Source organism: Pandoraea fibrosis, assembly GCF_000807775.2.
Lineage (GTDB): Bacteria > Pseudomonadota > Gammaproteobacteria > Burkholderiales > Burkholderiaceae > Pandoraea > Pandoraea fibrosis.
Genome location: NZ_CP047385.1, coordinates 1,567,671 through 1,583,659 on the forward strand (window position 1 = coordinate 1,567,671; position 15,989 = coordinate 1,583,659).

At 63.1% G+C, this 15,989-nt stretch carries 14 protein-coding genes; 10 read left to right on the forward strand and 4 right to left on the reverse strand.

Annotated elements, in window-relative coordinates; genetic code table 11:
• Positions 1-109: 109 nt before the first annotated feature.
• From PI93_RS07000 to PI93_RS07010, 3 genes are all read right to left on the reverse strand, one after another.
• On the reverse strand, positions 110-1,768 hold the full coding sequence (locus PI93_RS07000; RefSeq protein ID WP_039370962.1) for an MFS transporter: 1,659 nt from the start codon (positions 1,766-1,768) through the stop codon (positions 110-112).
• Positions 1,769-1,939: 171 nt separating this feature from the next.
• A complete protein-coding gene (locus PI93_RS07005) occupies positions 1,940-3,499 on the reverse strand; it encodes a sensor histidine kinase (RefSeq protein WP_039371132.1) in 1,560 nt (519 codons plus the stop codon).
• Positions 3,500-3,633: 134 nt separating this feature from the next.
• Positions 3,634-4,323: a response regulator transcription factor gene (locus tag PI93_RS07010; RefSeq protein WP_039370958.1), complete on the reverse strand. Its 690-nt coding sequence runs from the start codon at positions 4,321-4,323 to the stop codon at positions 3,634-3,636.
• 202 nt (positions 4,324-4,525) lie between these two features.
• Between PI93_RS07010 and recA the strand changes: the two genes are divergently transcribed.
• The 8 genes from recA to PI93_RS07050 all read left to right on the forward strand — a co-directional run bounded on the left by recA (position 4,526) and on the right by PI93_RS07050 (position 12,949).
• The gene (gene recA, locus PI93_RS07015; RefSeq protein WP_039370955.1) at positions 4,526-5,590 is read left to right on the forward strand and encodes a recombinase RecA; all 1,065 of its coding nucleotides are present in this window, start codon (positions 4,526-4,528) and stop codon (positions 5,588-5,590) included.
• Between the two features lie 184 nt (positions 5,591-5,774).
• Positions 5,775-6,230 (forward strand): recombination regulator RecX, encoded by a 456-nt coding sequence (gene recX, locus PI93_RS07020; RefSeq protein WP_039370950.1) that lies wholly within the window; start codon positions 5,775-5,777, stop codon positions 6,228-6,230.
• Between the two features lie 309 nt (positions 6,231-6,539).
• Positions 6,540-7,226, forward strand: a complete 687-nt coding sequence (locus tag PI93_RS07025) for a DUF2889 domain-containing protein (protein WP_039370948.1) — start codon at positions 6,540-6,542, stop codon at positions 7,224-7,226.
• Positions 7,223-8,389, forward strand: coding sequence for an ADP-forming succinate--CoA ligase subunit beta (gene sucC / locus PI93_RS07030; RefSeq protein WP_039370944.1), 1,167 nt, complete (start codon positions 7,223-7,225; stop codon positions 8,387-8,389). The genes PI93_RS07025 and sucC overlap by 4 nt, the downstream gene beginning before the upstream one ends.
• Positions 8,390-8,473: 84 nt before the next feature.
• Positions 8,474-9,355 carry a succinate--CoA ligase subunit alpha gene (gene sucD, locus PI93_RS07035; protein WP_039370940.1) on the forward strand — a complete coding sequence of 294 codons (882 nt, stop codon included), beginning with the start codon at positions 8,474-8,476 and terminating at the stop codon, positions 9,353-9,355.
• A 146-nt stretch (positions 9,356-9,501) separates the two neighbouring features.
• Positions 9,502-10,230: a TerC family protein gene (locus PI93_RS07040; protein ID WP_039370938.1), complete on the forward strand. Its 729-nt coding sequence runs from the start codon at positions 9,502-9,504 to the stop codon at positions 10,228-10,230.
• 230 nt (positions 10,231-10,460) lie between these two features.
• Positions 10,461-10,979 (forward strand): pilin, encoded by a 519-nt coding sequence (locus tag PI93_RS07045; RefSeq protein ID WP_039370936.1) that lies wholly within the window; start codon positions 10,461-10,463, stop codon positions 10,977-10,979.
• Between the two features lie 98 nt (positions 10,980-11,077).
• Complete coding sequence (locus PI93_RS07050) at positions 11,078-12,949, forward strand: PglL family O-oligosaccharyltransferase (RefSeq protein ID WP_052240696.1); 1,872 nt, start codon at positions 11,078-11,080, stop codon at positions 12,947-12,949.
• A gap of 92 nt (positions 12,950-13,041) precedes the next feature.
• Here the strand turns inward: PI93_RS07050 and thiD are convergent, their stop codons facing one another.
• On the reverse strand, positions 13,042-13,878 hold the full coding sequence (gene thiD, locus PI93_RS07055; RefSeq protein WP_039370933.1) for a bifunctional hydroxymethylpyrimidine kinase/phosphomethylpyrimidine kinase: 837 nt from the start codon (positions 13,876-13,878) through the stop codon (positions 13,042-13,044).
• Between the two features lie 214 nt (positions 13,879-14,092).
• Between thiD and PI93_RS07060 the strand changes: the two genes are divergently transcribed.
• Together PI93_RS07060 and PI93_RS07065 are read left to right on the forward strand one after the other, a co-directional pair.
• The gene (locus PI93_RS07060; RefSeq protein WP_039370930.1) at positions 14,093-14,263 is read left to right on the forward strand and encodes a rubredoxin; all 171 of its coding nucleotides are present in this window, start codon (positions 14,093-14,095) and stop codon (positions 14,261-14,263) included.
• A gap of 192 nt (positions 14,264-14,455) precedes the next feature.
• A complete protein-coding gene (locus PI93_RS07065; RefSeq protein WP_039370926.1) occupies positions 14,456-15,835 on the forward strand; it encodes a hypothetical protein in 1,380 nt (459 codons plus the stop codon).
• The last annotated feature ends 154 nt before the right edge of the window (positions 15,836-15,989 follow it).

Here is a 15,989-nt window from a genome sequence, read left to right on the forward strand (position 1 = left end):
GGCGCGCCGTTCAGGGCAGCCTCCGGAAAGGGCCCCGGAAAAGACAACGCCGGAACCCGAAGGTCCCGGCGTTGACGATCCACTTCAACCTGTCTGGCAGGTCACCCCATCAGTCGTTGGCGTAGATGTCGACGTCCTTGGTCTCCTTGATGAAGAGCATGCCGATCACGAAGGTGATGAGCGCGATCACGATCGGGTACCAGAGGCCGGAGTAGATGTCGCCCTTGGCGGCCACGATGGCGAAGGCCGTGGCCGGCAGGAAACCGCCGAACCAGCCATTACCGATGTGATACGGCAGCGACATCGAGGTGTAGCGAATGCGCGTCGGGAACATTTCCACCAGCATTGCCGCGATCGGGCCGTACACCATCGTCACGAAGATCACGAGAATCGCCAGCAGGATCACGACCATCGGCTTGTTCATCTGGGCCGGGTCAGCCTTCGGCGGATAGCCATCGGCCTTGAGCGTGGCTGACATATCCGTCTCGAACGCCTTGGTCTTGTCTTTTGCGTCCGCTGCCTTGCCGTCTACCGACTGGATCACCTTGTCGCCGATCTTCACCGTCGCCATGGTGCCTGCCGGCGCTGCTTCGTTGTGATAGTTCAGGCCAGCGCGCGACAGGTAGCTCTTCGCGATATCGCACGAGCTGGTGAACTTCGACGTGCCCACCGGGTTGAACTGGAACGAGCACTCGTTCGGATCGGCGATGACCGTGATCGGCGAGCGTGCCGTTGCCGCTTCAAGTGCCGGGTTGGCGTAGTGCGTGAGCGCCTTGAAGATCGGGAAGTACAGCAACGCCGCCAACAAGCAGCCGGCCATGATGATCGGCTTGCGACCGATCTTGTCCGACAGTGCGCCGAAGAACACGAAGAACGGGCTGCCGATCAACAGACCCAGCGCCACCATGATGTTCGCGGTGTTGCCGTCGACCTTCAGCACCTGTGTCATGAAGAACAGCGAGTAGAACTGCCCCGTGTACCACACGACCGCCTGACCCGCCGTCAGACCGACCAGCGCCAGAATCACGATCTTCAGGTTCTTCCATTCGCCGAACGATTCCTTGAGCGGCGCCTTCGAGCCCTTGCCCTCAGCCTTCATGCGCTGGAATGCCGGCGATTCGCTCAGTTGCAGACGAATCCACAGCGAAACCAGCAGCAGCACGATCGACAGCACGAACGGAATGCGCCAGCCCCACTCACCGAACGCCTCTTCACCCATCGCCATGCGGGTGCCGAGAATCACGAGCAGCGAGAGGAAAAGACCCAGCGTGGCAGTCGTCTGAATCCACGACGTGTAGAAGCCGCGACGACCTTGCGGGGCGTGCTCGGCCACGTACGTCGCTGCACCGCCGTATTCGCCGCCGAGGGCCAGACCCTGCAGCAAACGCATGGCAATGAAGATCACCGGTGCGGCAATCCCCCACGACGCATAGCCCGGCAACAGACCGACGACCAGCGTGGACAGGCCCATCAACGTGATGGTTACGAGGAACGTGTACTTGCGGCCAACCAGGTCACCGATGCGGCCGAAAACGATGGCGCCGAACGGACGCACCGCGAAGCCCGCCGCAAACGACAGCAGCGTGAAGATGAATGCCGCGGTCGGATTGATGCCCGAGAAGAAGTGTCTGCTGATGAAAGCGGCCAACGAACCGGCCAGATAAAAGTCGTACCACTCGAACACTGTGCCCAGCGACGACGCGAAGATGACTTTGCGTTCTTCTTTGGTCATCGGCGCATGCGTAGTGGCTGTCGTTGCAGTAGCCATGCGGTTGTCTCCTGTAATGTAAGCACGCCCCTGGGTCGTGCCCGGGCCGTTGCAACTGATTATTGGAGGACAACCTTACCGCCGTCTGACGCCAAACTGACTCGAACCTTACGTGGCTAGGGACTTACCCTCGACTTTGGTGCGAAATCGACCGTATTTCGAGTGTTTTCGTCAAGCATGCGGGTTTTCGATAGGCGCGTCCGCGAGCGGTAACGTCACCCGGATGAGCGTGCCGGTTGCTTCGGGGTGCTGGGCGTCGACATGGTCGAGCACGCTCACGTCGCCGCGATGAATCTGCACGATCTCCCGCACGATGGCGAGCCCCAGACCGCTGCCGTCGCTGTCGCTGCCGAGAATGCGATAGAAGCGCTCGAAAACGCGCGGACGCTCCGCCGCAGGAATGCCCGGCCCGGTGTCTTCCACTTCCAGATGGACGAAGCCGTCAGACGCCTCATGTCGCAGGCGAACCGTCACCTTGCCGCCGGCCGGCGTGTAGCGGATCGCGTTGTCGATCAGATTGTTGAGCAACTCGCGCAGCATTACCGGTTGCCCGGACAGATGCACCGGGAATGGCGGCTCCTCGAAGCCAAGGTCGATCCGTTTGGCGAAGGCCGCCTGGAACCAGTCCTGCATCGCGCTTCGGGCGAGCACGCTGAGGTTGACCGGGGTGAACGCGGCGGCGTCGTTCGCGCTGTTCTCCGCGCGTGCCAATGCCAGCAACTGATTGACGAGACGTGCTGCCTGCTCGGAGCTGACTGCGATTTGCGAGAGCGAACGGCGTAGTTCGTCGGGAGATGTCTGGCGCAAGGCGAGTTCTGCCTGCATGCGCAGCCCGGCCAGCGGTGTCTTGAGCTGGTGAGCGGCGTCGGCGATGAAGCGCTGCTGGAGCTTCATGTTCTGTTCGAGCCGCCCGAGCAGATCGTTCAGCGAACCCACGAGCGGTGCGATCTCCGGCGGCGCCTGACGCGCTTCGAGTGGCGACAGGTCGTCGGGACGTCTGGCGCGGATATGTTCCTGCAACGCGTGCAGCGGCGCGAGACCGCGCGACAGGCCGAACCACACAAGGATGATGGCCAGCGGCAGGATCACGAACTGCGGCAGGATCACGCCCTTGATGATTTCGTTCGCCAGTTGACTGCGTTTGTCGAGCGTCTCCGCGACCTGCACGAGCGCCATGCTGCCCGGTGGCGCCATGCGGGGCAGATCGACATAGGTGAACGCGACTCGAATATCGTTGCCGCCAACGTTCTCGTCGCGAAACTGGACGACACCCGGTTGCGGACGGTCGTCTTCATGCGGCAAAGGCAGATCTGCCGTGCCGGCCACGAGTTCGCCCTTCGCGCCGAGCACCTGAAAGTAGACGTTGTCGGTGGCGTCGGCGCGCAGCAGGTCGCGTGCGGGCATGGGGAGCGTGAGCGTGACTTGTCCGCGATCCGAATGGACTTGCTGCGCGAGCACGTAGGTGTTGGTCTCGAGCGCCCGGTCGAAGGGACCGTTGGCAATCGATTTTGCGACGAGATACGTCACGGCAATGCTCATCGGCCAGAGCAGCAGCAGTGGCGCGAGCATCCAGTCGAGAATCTCGCCGAAGAGCGAGCGTGGTGGCGGCTCGGCCTCGCGTTCGAGCGGCGCGCCGAAGCCTGGGCGCACGAAAGGATCGGCGTATGGGTCGAACGGATCGGTGGCGTCGGAGGGCGAGGCGTGTGTGGGGGAGCCGCGTTGCGCCGGCATGCCGTCTGCCGAATGCGATGAGGCAGACGAGGCGTCCGGGGCCGCAGAGGTGGCGCGATGATGGTGGCGAAAGCTCAGACGCATCGGACGGGAAGACTCAAGAGGCTGGAACGGCTCGCGCCGTACGCGGCGCACTAGGCCGCATTGGCAGGCGCGGCGGCCGGCTTCTCCAGACAATACCCCAACCCACGGATCGTGGCGATGCGCACGCCGCTGGGCTCGATCTTCTTGCGCAGCCGATGCATGTACACCTCGATGGCGTTGTTACTCACCTCTTCGCCCCAGCCGCACAGATGATCGACGAGTTGCTCCTTCGAGACGAGGCGGCCTGTGCGCAACAGCAGCACTTCGAGCAATTCGAGTTCGCGGGCCGACAGGTCGAGCATCTGCTCATGAATGTAGGCGGTGCGCCCGACCTGATCGAAGCTGAGTGGGCCGTGACGGATCACGGTGGAGCCACCGCCTGCGCCACGCCGGGTCAACGCCCGCACGCGCGCTTCGAGTTCGGCCAGTGCGAAGGGCTTGGCCATGTAGTCGTCGGCGCCGAGATCGAGACCCTTGACGCGGGCATCGACACTGTCGGACGCGGTCAGGATCAGCACGGGCAGATGAGAGTTGCGCGCGCGCAGGCGGCGCAGCACTTCGTGACCGGGCAGGCGAGGCAGACCGAGGTCGAGAATCAGCAGGTCGAACGCCTGGGCGGAGAGCGCGGAGTCGGCTTCAAGCCCGGTTTTGACGTGATCGACGGCGTAGCCCCCCTGGCGCAGCGAGCGGGTCAGGGCGTCAGCCAGAATGCTGTCATCCTCTGCGATGAGAATTCGCATGGGCGTGATAGGCTTGTGTAGGCACCGGCGCCTGACGGCAGCGGTGTGTCTCCTGTGATGTTGCGGCGCGTGGTTCGCGGCTTTTTTTGTCGTTTCGGCGCTTTCGGACAACAGGCACTTGCAAAGAGCACTGGTTTTTTATACAGTACTGGCATTCACGCCTCACTCGAGCCGTCTCGCTCATCATATCAAAGGACGATTCATGGAAGAAAGCAAGAAAGGGTCTGCCAATCTGTCGGCCGAGAAAGGCAAGGCGCTCGCCGCCGCCCTCGCGCAGATCGAGAAGCAATTCGGCAAGGGCTCGATCATGCGTCTGGGCGACAGCGAGGTCGAAGCAGACATCCAGGTCGTCTCGACCGGCTCGCTGGGTCTGGACATCGCGCTGGGCGTTGGTGGCCTGCCGCGCGGTCGCGTGATCGAAATTTACGGTCCGGAATCGTCGGGCAAGACCACGCTCACGCTGCAAGTCGTGGCCGAGATGCAGAAGATCGGCGGCACCTGCGCGTTCATCGACGCAGAGCATGCGCTCGACGTCGGATACGCCAACAAGCTGGGCGTCTCGGTGCCTGAGCTGCTGATCTCGCAGCCGGACACGGGCGAACAGGCGCTGGAAATCGCCGACGCGCTGGTGCGCTCGGGCTCGATCGACCTGATCGTCATCGACTCGGTCGCGGCGCTGGTGCCGAAGGCCGAAATCGAAGGCGAGATGGGTGATTCGCTGCCGGGTCTGCAAGCGCGTCTGATGTCTCAGGCCCTGCGTAAGCTGACCGGCACCATCAAGCGCACGAACTGCACGGTGATCTTCATCAACCAGATTCGTATGAAGATCGGTGTGATGTTCGGTAACCCGGAAACCACGACGGGCGGTAACGCGCTGAAGTTCTACTCGTCGGTGCGTCTGGACATTCGCCGTATCGGCTCGATCAAGAAGGGCGACGAGGTTGTCGGTAACGAAACCCGCGTCAAGGTCGTCAAGAACAAGGTGTCGCCGCCGTTCCGCGAAGCCATCTTCGACATCCTTTACGGCCAGGGAATCTCGCGCGAAGGCGAAATCATCGATCTGGGCGTGAACGCCAAGATCGTCGAGAAGGCCGGCGCCTGGTACAGCTACAACGGCGAGAAGATCGGTCAGGGTAAGGACAACGCGCGTGAATTCCTGCGCGAAAATCCGGAGATTGCCCACGACATCGAAAACAAGGTGCGTGCATCGCTCGGCGTGACGGCGATCAACGAAACCGGCGAGATCGAAGAAGAAGACGAGGCCTGATAAGCCCCGTTTCGGAACGGCAACGCGAGGCCACATGGCATCGCGTTGCCGTTTTTGTTTTTCTAGTCCAGTCCGATTGCGCCACGATGACGTCATGATCAATCGCCGTCCTCCCCGAGATCCGAACGCACCGCCGCCCCCACCGGGTGACGAGGCCGTTTCGGTCAAGCGATCACGAAAACCCGTGCTCAGCCTCAAGGCGCGGGCACTGTCGTATCTGGCCCGTCGCGAGTACAGCCGGACGGAGCTGCGCCGCAAACTCGTGCCGTTCGCCGATGCCGAGGATCCCGAAGCGCTCGATCGTGTGCTCGACAGCCTCGAGCAGGAACGCTGGCTGTCCAACGAACGGTTTGCGGAAAGTGTGGTGAACCGGCGCGCATCGCGCCTGGGCACGACACGTATCGTCAACGAACTCAAACAACATCAGGTCGACGCCGAGACGGTCGCTGTGCTCTCGGAGCAGTTGCGCGGTACGGAACTGGCACGCGCCCGCGTCGTATGGCAAAAGAAGTTCGGCGAGGTCGCTACCACGCCCGAAGCTCGAGCCAAGCAGATGCGCTTTCTCGCCTCACGCGGTTTTTCACGTACCGTTATCAGCAAAATCGTGCGCGGTGCAGACGAGTTTTCGGACGATTGTTAACGCGCGTTGCGTCGCTTTCCTGATAGATGTGCGTGCATTCATCGGTAACGCGTCAATGACCGCCACCGTCTGGCAGGCCGCATGGATGCTGGCGTGACATGACGATGAATCTCGCGTGACGCGTCATGCCACAGTTATCGCGATATGGCGTCGCACCATGCGCCAGTCCATCTCGTGATTTTGATAACCCGACCGCCGGGTCGGGTTATTCGGCCTTATGCGGCGGGCTTCTGTTGCGCTGCGGCAGAGTGCGCCGTGGCCTATGCTAGAATCAAGATCTTTCTGCGTTCATGCATTGCACACTCTCGCATGCCGCTCTCTGAGCCTGCCTCTCGTACCTTGCGTCACCGCCGCACGATCGCTGTCGAAGCGTATTCGCGCGAGGATGGCCTATGGGACATCGAAGCCCGTCTAACCGATCACAAAGATCGGGATTTTGCATTGGCGACGGGACTTCGCAAGGAGGGCACGCCGATTCACGAGCTTTGGCTGCGTCTGACCATCGATGAGGACTTCGAGGTGCATGACGCCGAGGCCGTCTCGGACTGGGTGCCGTATCCCGGCATTTGCGATCAGATCGGCCCCGAATACCGTCAGTTGATCGGACTTAACCTGCGACGCGGCTTCCGGCACGCGGTTCGCGAGCGCCTTGGCGGCGCGGCGGGTTGTACCCATCTGACAGAACTTTGCAGTGTCCTGCCAACGGCAGCGATTCAGGCCTTTGCCGGCGTGGTGATTCATACCCCCGATACGGCGCTCAAGGCCGCCAACGATGCCGAGAGTTCGGCGCCTCCTTTCCAACTCGGACATTGTCACGCCTTGCGGTTTGATGGCGAGGCAGTGCGCCGGTTTTACCCGCGCTGGTTCAACGGCCGCGCAAACGATCGAGCGAACGAGCCCACGACGCCCGTCACAACAGAAGCGGTGCGCGATGGTGCCTCGACTCGCAAGCTCGAACCCAAACTTCCAACTCAGCAAGAAGGGAATCACGCATGAAGATTCATGAGTATCAAGGCAAGGAAATCCTCCGAAAATTCGGAGTCGCGGTGCCCCGCGGCATTCCGGCGTTTTCCGTGGACGAGGCCGTGAAGGCAGCCGAAGAACTCGGCGGTCCGGTTTGGGTGGTCAAGGCCCAGATTCACGCAGGCGGTCGCGGTAAGGGCGGCGGCGTGAAGGTTGCCAAGTCGATCGAGCAAGTGCGCGAATACGCCGGCCAGATCCTCGGCATGCAACTGGTCACGCACCAGACCGGTCCGGAAGGCCAGAAGGTCAATCGCCTGCTGATCGAAGAAGGCGCCGACATCAAGAACGAACTGTACGTCAGCCTGGTGGTTGACCGCGTCACGCAGAAGATCGTGATGATGGGTTCGAGCGAAGGCGGCATGGACATCGAAGAAGTTGCTGAAAAGCATCCGGAACTGATCCACCACGTTGTCATCGATCCGTCGGTCGGTCTGACCGATGCGCAAGCTGACGACCTGGCCAAGAAGATCAGCGTTCCCGACGCTTCGATTCCGCAAGCCCGCACGATCCTGCAAGGTCTGTACAAGGCCTTCTGGGAAACGGACGCTTCGCTGGCGGAAATCAACCCGCTGAACGTGAGCAGCAACGGCACGGTCACCGCCCTGGACGCCAAGTTCAACTTCGATTCGAACGCCCTGTTCCGTCACCCGGAAATCGTCGCGTACCGCGACCTGGACGAAGAAGATCCGGCGGAAGTCGAAGCCTCGAAGTTCGATCTGGCTTACATCTCGCTCGACGGCAACATCGGCTGTCTGGTGAACGGTGCCGGTCTGGCCATGGCCACGATGGACACCATCAAGCTGTTCGGCGGCGAACCTGCGAACTTCCTGGACGTGGGCGGTGGCGCCACGACCGAGAAGGTCACGGAAGCGTTCAAGATCATGCTGAAGAACCCGAACCTGACCGCCATTCTGGTCAACATCTTCGGCGGCATCATGCGTTGCGATGTGATCGCCGAAGGCGTGATCGCAGCATCGAAGGCCGTCTCGCTGAAGGTGCCGCTGGTCGTGCGCATGAAGGGCACGAACGAGGACCTGGGCAAGAAGATGCTCGCCGAATCCGGCCTGCCGATCATCTCTGCGGACAGCATGGAAGAAGCTGCCCAGAAGGTTGTCGCGGCTGCCGCAGGCAAGTAACCAGAACAGTCGAAGCCGCAGCGGCGCGCCGCCCCGAGGGGTTGCGCGAATGCTGCCCGGCAACCGGATGAAGGAAATCAAGCAATGTCGATTCTGATCAACAAAGATACCAAGGTCATCACCCAGGGTATTACTGGCAAAACCGGCCAGTTCCATACCCGCATGTGCCGCGAATACGCGAACGGCAAGAACGCGTTCGTCGCTGGCGTGAACCCGAAGAAGGCTGGCGAAGACTTCGAGGGCATTCCCATTTTCGGTTCGGTCAAGGACGCGAAGGCACAGACCGGCGCGACCGTGTCGGTGATCTACGTGCCGCCCGCAGGCGCGGCTGCCGCGATCTGGGAAGCTGTTGAAGCCGACCTGGATCTGGCGATCTGTATCACGGAAGGTATCCCCGTTCGTGACATGATCGAAGTGAAGGACCGTATGCGTCGCGAAGGTCGCAAGACCCTGCTGCTCGGCCCGAATTGCCCGGGCGTGATCACGCCGGACGAACTGAAGATCGGCATCATGCCGGGTCACATCCACAAGAAGGGTCGCATCGGCGTGGTCTCGCGCTCGGGCACCCTGACGTACGAAGCCGTGGGTCAACTGACCGCCCTGGGTCTGGGCCAGTCGACCGCCGTCGGTATCGGTGGCGACCCGATCAACGGTCTGAAGCACATCGACGTCATGAAGATGTTCAACGACGATCCGGATACGGACGCCGTGATCATGATCGGTGAAATCGGTGGTCCGGACGAAGCGACGGCCGCCGAGTGGATCAAGGGCAACATGAAGAAGCCGGTCGTCGGCTTCATCGCCGGTGTGACGGCGCCCCCGGGCAAGCGCATGGGCCACGCCGGCGCGCTGATCTCGGGCGGTGCCGACACGGCCGAAGCCAAGCTGGCCATCATGGACGCCTGCGGTATCAAGGTGACCCGTAATCCGTCGGAAATGGGCCGCCTGCTCAAGGCTGCGCTGTAATTCCCGCCGGATGACCGCATCACGGCCGTCGGAACCGGCGAGCGTGTAATCGGTCAGGAAAAGGGAGCCCGGAACATCGGGCTCCCTTTTTTGCTATTGCAATTCCCAAGTCATTCGCTTCATTCGTTCCCGAGGATATTCCCGCTATGCTTGCGTTTTTTGCCGAGCTGAACTGGGCCGCGGTCCTGCAGATCATCATGATCGACATCCTGTTGGGTGGCGACAATGCCGTGGTGATCGCGCTGGCCTGCCGCAACCTGCCGGCCAAGCAACGGTTGCAGGGAATCATGTGGGGGACGGTTGGCGCCATCGTGTTGCGCGTGATCCTGATCGCGTTCGCCGTGACGCTGCTCGCGGTGCCGTACCTTAAGGCGCTCGGGGGCTTGTTGTTGCTCTGGATCGGGACCAAGCTGCTGGTGCCCGACCATGACGCTCACGACAGTGTGAAGCCGGCCGACAAGCTCTGGACTGCCATCAAGACCATCATCGTGGCCGATCTGGTGATGAGCATCGATAACGTGATCGCGATTGCCGGTGCGGCAGAAAGTGCCGCCGATCATCATCAATTGCCGCTCGTGATCTTCGGTCTGCTCGTGAGCATTCCGCTCATCGTCTGGGGCTCGCAACTGGTGCTCAAGGCCCTCGACCGGTTTCCGTTCATCATCATCGCCGGTGCGGCGCTGCTCGGCTGGATCGCGGGCGGTCTGATCGTCTCGGACCCGGGCATCGGGCACCTGCTGCATTTGCCGGGGGCGGCCGCCGAATACACACATTACGTGGCGTGCGCCATCGGTGCTGTGCTGGTCGTGGTGGTAGGGCTCATCCTCAAGCGACGCAGCGAGGCACGTCAATTGCGTGCAACCTCTTCGGAATAATCGAGTCCATTGCCGGGATCATGGTTCTCGGTCGATGGTGACTTTTCGGGGGAATCACTCCCTCGATCGGACGAATCGTCCTGCCCTGGATTAGGACGATTCTCTCCACCTGTACGGCTCCGCCCGATTTTGATCTACGGCAGGGTGCTCGCCGTTGGGGCTGTGGCATACTCCGCCCACTTCCCCCCGATGTCCCTTTTGTTTTTATTGCTTTCGCAGGGAGTTACACAATGCGTCGTTTCGGCCACCGGACCACCGGTATCGCCAAATCCCGGGGTTTTACCCTGATCGAGCTGATGATCGTGCTGGCGATCATTGGCGTGTTGGTCACGGCAGGGGTTCCGTATCTGCAGAATTATCTGGTGCGCGCACGCGTTGTCGAAGGGTTGGGCGTTGCTGCCTCGGCCAAGGCACTCGTGAGTGAGAACGCCATGCATGGCGCGCCGTTCAACAGCGGCTGGCAGGCGCCGAGCGCGACCGATAACGTGAACTCGGTGAGCATCGACTCGGTGAGTGGCAACGTGACCGTCGCCTACACGCAACGCGCGGGCGATGGTGCGCTCGTGCTGGTGCCGACGAGTGCCGGCGTCGATGGTGCGCCCAAGGCGCTGACGGTCGGCAAGGCACCGGAAGGCCAGATCGTGTGGACGTGTTACGCCCAGGGCCGTGAAGGGGCGCCGAACGGGGCGACTTTGCCGGGTAAGCTGGCGCCGCAGGAGTGTCGCGGCCCGCTGGCCAAGGCGGCCTGAATCCCGTTCGCGGACGGTCGTGACATGTCGCACATCGTCACGCACCGCGATCTGCCGCGATGACGGATTCCATGACGGCGTATTGACGTGCGTCAGGCATGAAATGGCTGCCCTCGGGCGGCCATTTTTCGTTATGCTTGCGCATCTTCCAACCGGTGCACTGCACGGCGGCGATCTTGTTTCCTCCTCTGCTTCTTTCGTTGATCGGGCTCACGGTAGCCTTGATCTGGGCGTTGCCCTATAACCTCGTCAAGCACACCTACCCGATTTCCACGTTCTACTCGGAAGCGCTGACGTTTTCGCTCTTTGGTGTGCTCGGCCTGCTCGCGATGATTGCCGTGTGGCAGCGCGATGGGCGGGTGCTGCGCATGCCGCGCGTTACCTGGATGCCGCTTGCGTTCGTGGCGGTCATCCTGGTGCAGCGAGCGGTCATGCCGACCGAGCTGCCGCAACTGATGATGACGGCGCTGCTCTATGGCGTGGCCATGATCGTGGCAGTGAATGCAGGGTTCTGGCTCGCACAACTTGGCTGGCGCAATGCCCTCATGCGATGGAGCGCGGTGGCGCTCACGCTGGGAGGACTGTATGCAGTGGGTGCGCAGGTCGTGCAGGCGTTTCATCTGGAAGGCAACGTGCCCTGGCTGGTGGCCAGGTACACCGTGACGGTGGCCAGGCGACTGTTCGGCAATATGTACCAGCCGAATCATCTGGCGACGTATTTGTCGCTCGCCAGCGCAGGGGCCTTCTATCTCTGGTATCTCCGCAAGCTACCCGCGTGGCTCTGGCTGATCGCATGCGCCGCGTTCGACATCGGCATCTGCCTGACCGGGTCGCGCACGCCGTGGCTGCAACTGGCGTTGCTGTCGGCATCGGGATTGTGGCTCGTGTGGATGGAGCGTGCCGAGCCGACACGCAACATGCGCCGGTCGATGCGATGGTTCGTGCCGGTGGCGATCCTGCCGTTGCTCGCCCTGGTGACGATGTTCGTCGGCTGGGCGAACGTGGCCTGGGGATTGCAACTCGACGGCAGCGCTGTGGCCCGCATGCAGCAGGCCGGTCAGGTGACGGGGCGACTGAACCTGTGGGAGTACGGTCTGGCGATCTTCCGTGGGCACTGGTGGCTTGGGGCGGGTTGGTCGAACTACATCGACGCTCAGTTTGCTCTCGTCGACAAGCTCGGCCCGGTCGAAATGGCAGACAACGCCCACAACGTGTTGATCGACCTGCTCGCGAAGACCGGCATTATCGGCACGTTGGCGGTACTGGTGCCGCTGGCGTTCTGGTTCGTGCGCGCTGTGCGCGGCATCAAGGCGCCGCCGATCGCGCTCGCGTTCGTTCTGCTCGGCATGCTCGCCATCCATGCCATGCTCGAGTATCCGCAGCACTACGCGTTCTTCCTGCTGCCTGCATTGTTCCTGCTGGGTTTTTGCGAGACGAAGCAGATCGACAGCGTTTCGTCGACGGCGACCGGCGCCATCCATGGCGTGATCCTGTTGTTTGCGTGCGTGGCGATTCCCTGGCTCTTCCAGGACTACCAACGGGTCGAGGTGGCGTATCGGAGTGGCAAGATCGACACGTACCGCACTGATCCGGCACTCTTCTTTGCGCCTTACGGCGATTACGCGGTCACGGGCGCCTTGCTCCTGAGCCGGGATCAACTCGACGAGAAGCTGGCAGCGCATCGCGAGGCGCTGGCGCTGGGTGCAGGGCCGACGATGATCAAACGCTACATCGTGCTGCTGGCGATCGCCGGACGCGACGACGAGGCACTGGAAGACATTCGCCGTCTGAAGAACTACAACTCGGCGATCTTCCCGGGGCAGTACGCGGCACTCGTGCGCATGTTGCGAGCGCAGGGCGACGATCTGGCGCCGTTCGTCAAGCGAGTGATCGAGGTGTGGGGACGGCCGAAGGGCGATGCCGACGACGATGCCATGGTGCCTCTGCGAGGCAAGTCGCGCGTGTCGTAGCCACGCCGATGGCGTGCTGAACCCCCGCTAGCCAAGCAAAACGCCCGCGATACTCGCGGGCGTTTTGTTTTGCGGCATTTCCTGCCGGAGGTTCAGGCTTCGGGGGCGTCGCTTTCCTGATCGGTCTCTTCGCTGCGTGCCCAGAAGAACCGGTCGGGGAAATGGCGTCCCATGCCGGGGCGGAACGCATTTTCCAGCACCTGCTGCAAATACTCCTGTGCTTCGCGCACGGCCTCGGGCACGGCAAGGCCGTTGGCGAGCATGGCCGTGACGGCTGCCGCCAGCGTGTCCATGGCGCCAGCCACATTGTGCGGCGGGCGGTCCCAGGCGTCTTCGCGAACGACGCCGCCATCGGCATACAGCGTGTGCGTGAATTGCGGTGCGTTGCTGTCGCTCACCAAGATGAACTCGCAACCGTTTTCCAGCAGGATGGAGACCGCTTCGTCGAGCGAGATATTCTCGTTTTCGGTGATGGTCTGCGCTAGGGCCACGGCGCTGGCAGGGCTCACGACCAGCACACTGGCTTGCGGTACGAGAAGACTGGCCGTGGCCTCGCGCAACTCGTCGGCCGAGAGCAGATGCTCGCCCGCCAGCCCGAAGTCGGGCGCGACGACCAGAGGCGTCTCGTCGTAATCGGCCACGATCTCGGCAATCGCGGCGACATTTTCGGCGTTAATCGTGCTGCCGACCTTGAAGGCGGCGACCGGCATGTCTTCGAGCAGCATGCGCGCCTGATCGGCGATCCAGTCCGGATCGATCGGCTGCACTTCATCGCACGCGCGTGAGTCCTGAGAGGAGTAGCCGGTCAGCACCGACACGCCGTAGCCACCCATGCTGGCAAAGGTCAGCAGGTCGGCCTGGACGCCGGTTGCCGAGGTGGGGTCGGAGAGCCCGAAGGTCAGAAGAATGGGAGGGGATTCAGTGTGCATGGAGGCAGGATAGACGGCGATCTGGTCAGGCCTTGGGTTCGTTGGTACCATCACGCCTTAAATGCCCGTTTCGGAGCGCTGAAAAGCGCCGTGGGCACCCCCTGTCCGGACAATGCCCCGGCAGGGTTCCCACAACACCGCACGACATCTCTGCCGGCGGGACCCGAAGCGGTTGACAAGCCATTGTAACGGAACGCTCGTCGCTGAAGAAAGAATGGAATACAAGAGCTGGATGTGCCTCATTTGCGGTTGGATTTATGACGAAGAGGCAGGTTTGCCCGACGAGGGCATTGCGCCCGGCACGCGCTGGGACGACGTGCCTATCAACTGGACCTGCCCCGAGTGCGGCGCGCGCAAGGAAGACTTCGAGATGGTGCAAATCTGAGGATGGGCGGCTCAGCCGCCATTTCTCCGAGATGCCCGCGTGTTTGCCGCGCTCCCCGATGCCTGCCAACGCCGTTAAGCCCCGGGTGCGGCACAGCGCTCGACGATCCGCCCGGCCATCGGCCCGGCCGGTGACGCGGCGGATTTCCCGCCCGAATTCACGAAGACCGGCCGCACGGCCAGGAGATGGCCTATGGTGACGCCGCAAACGCCTTCCGACACCACCATCAACACCCCCGGAACTGCAACGCGCGAGACGCGTGACACGACCCCCTTGTGGCGTCTGCCCGAGGTGGCCGAAGCGCTGACCGAGGCGTCCGACGCCTGGTCCAACGGTCCCGCCGCTGCGCTTGGGCCGTTGCGGCGCGCCAATCGTCTGCTCCAGTCGAGCGGTCATGCCGACTGGGCGCTGCACGGCGAGCGTCTTGTGCAGGCGATCGCCGAGGCGGCATATGGGGAGCCGGGCGGCCAGGACGCACAGCGCAACGCGCTGCGCCGGTTCGAGCGCGACATCTGGCAGGCGGGGGCCATCCCTGCCGCCACGCCCGCATCGACGGATGCCGCCGCGCCTTCTGAGAACTGGTCCGGCGCCCCGTCGCCGGGCGAGCTTCGGATGGCGGGATGGGTGGTGGCACAGCCGCGACTACATGGGCTGCCCGTTGGCACTGCACCGCTGCGTGCCGACGTCGAACGCGTTCTGCTGCGCCTGTTGCGTCCAGATGCGGAGGCGACCGATACCACGGCGGCGCTCGCGCAATTGGCCGATCTTGCCGCCGACCTCCACCGCGCCGGGGCGACGGCACCGCTCGACTACTGGCGTCTGGCCGCCGCGTGGCTGCGCTTTGCGCGTGCCCCGCTGAGTCTGGCCGACAAACGCCAGATCGGGCGGATGAATCTGGCGCTGCGTAAGCAATTGACGCGTCCGAGTGCGCCGGGAGACGTTCAGAGCGCATCGTCCGCCGCGGCGGGCACAGGCGCGAAGGGCGGCGGCGAGGCGGTGCCAGGGCACGATCTGCTCGAAGCCCTCGCCACCTGGCATGCGCAGGCCCCCGATAGCTGGTTGGGTACGTTGCTGGCCGACTTCGGCGTGCTGCGCCGTCCCGGTCATTTGCCCGAGCCGTTGGTGGATGCTGCACAGGCGGCGCAGAAGCAGGGCGCGGGCAATAGCTCGCGCGACTGGCTGCGCATCGGCCCGTTGGCGGTGCGGCAGGACGTTTGCCAAACGTTTCTCAGCCTCGCCGATGAGGCACTTCCGAATTTGAACGATCCTGCGGTGGCCGCCAAGGTCGCGGAATACTCTGCGGCGATCGGACTGGCTCCGGTTGCGCGGCTTGCGGCGGCGGTCGCCGCCACGGGCGAGCGACTTGCGGCTTCGCCGCCAGCGGAGCCGGGCGGGCCCGCAGCGCTTGCGATGACCGTCAAGGCGTTGCGCGGCATGCTTCACCAGTTCGCGGCCGACACGTACCCCGAATCGCGACCTGACCTGATCGCCGACATGGCGATGTGGCGAGAGCGCGCGCTGGACGCCAGCGTGTTCGGACAGCGGCTCGTCACCGGGCGCGACGTTCCGTGATAAAGTCGGCGCAAAGGTCGCCTTTGGCGGCCGATCGCCGTACCACGATGCGGAAAAAGTTCGTCCGCTGACCGGCCGCAGGCAGGTGCTGCGAGCCCGCGCGGGGGCCATGCCCCTGCTGCGGAGTGCGACACCGCGCGGCAGACCGTCAAAC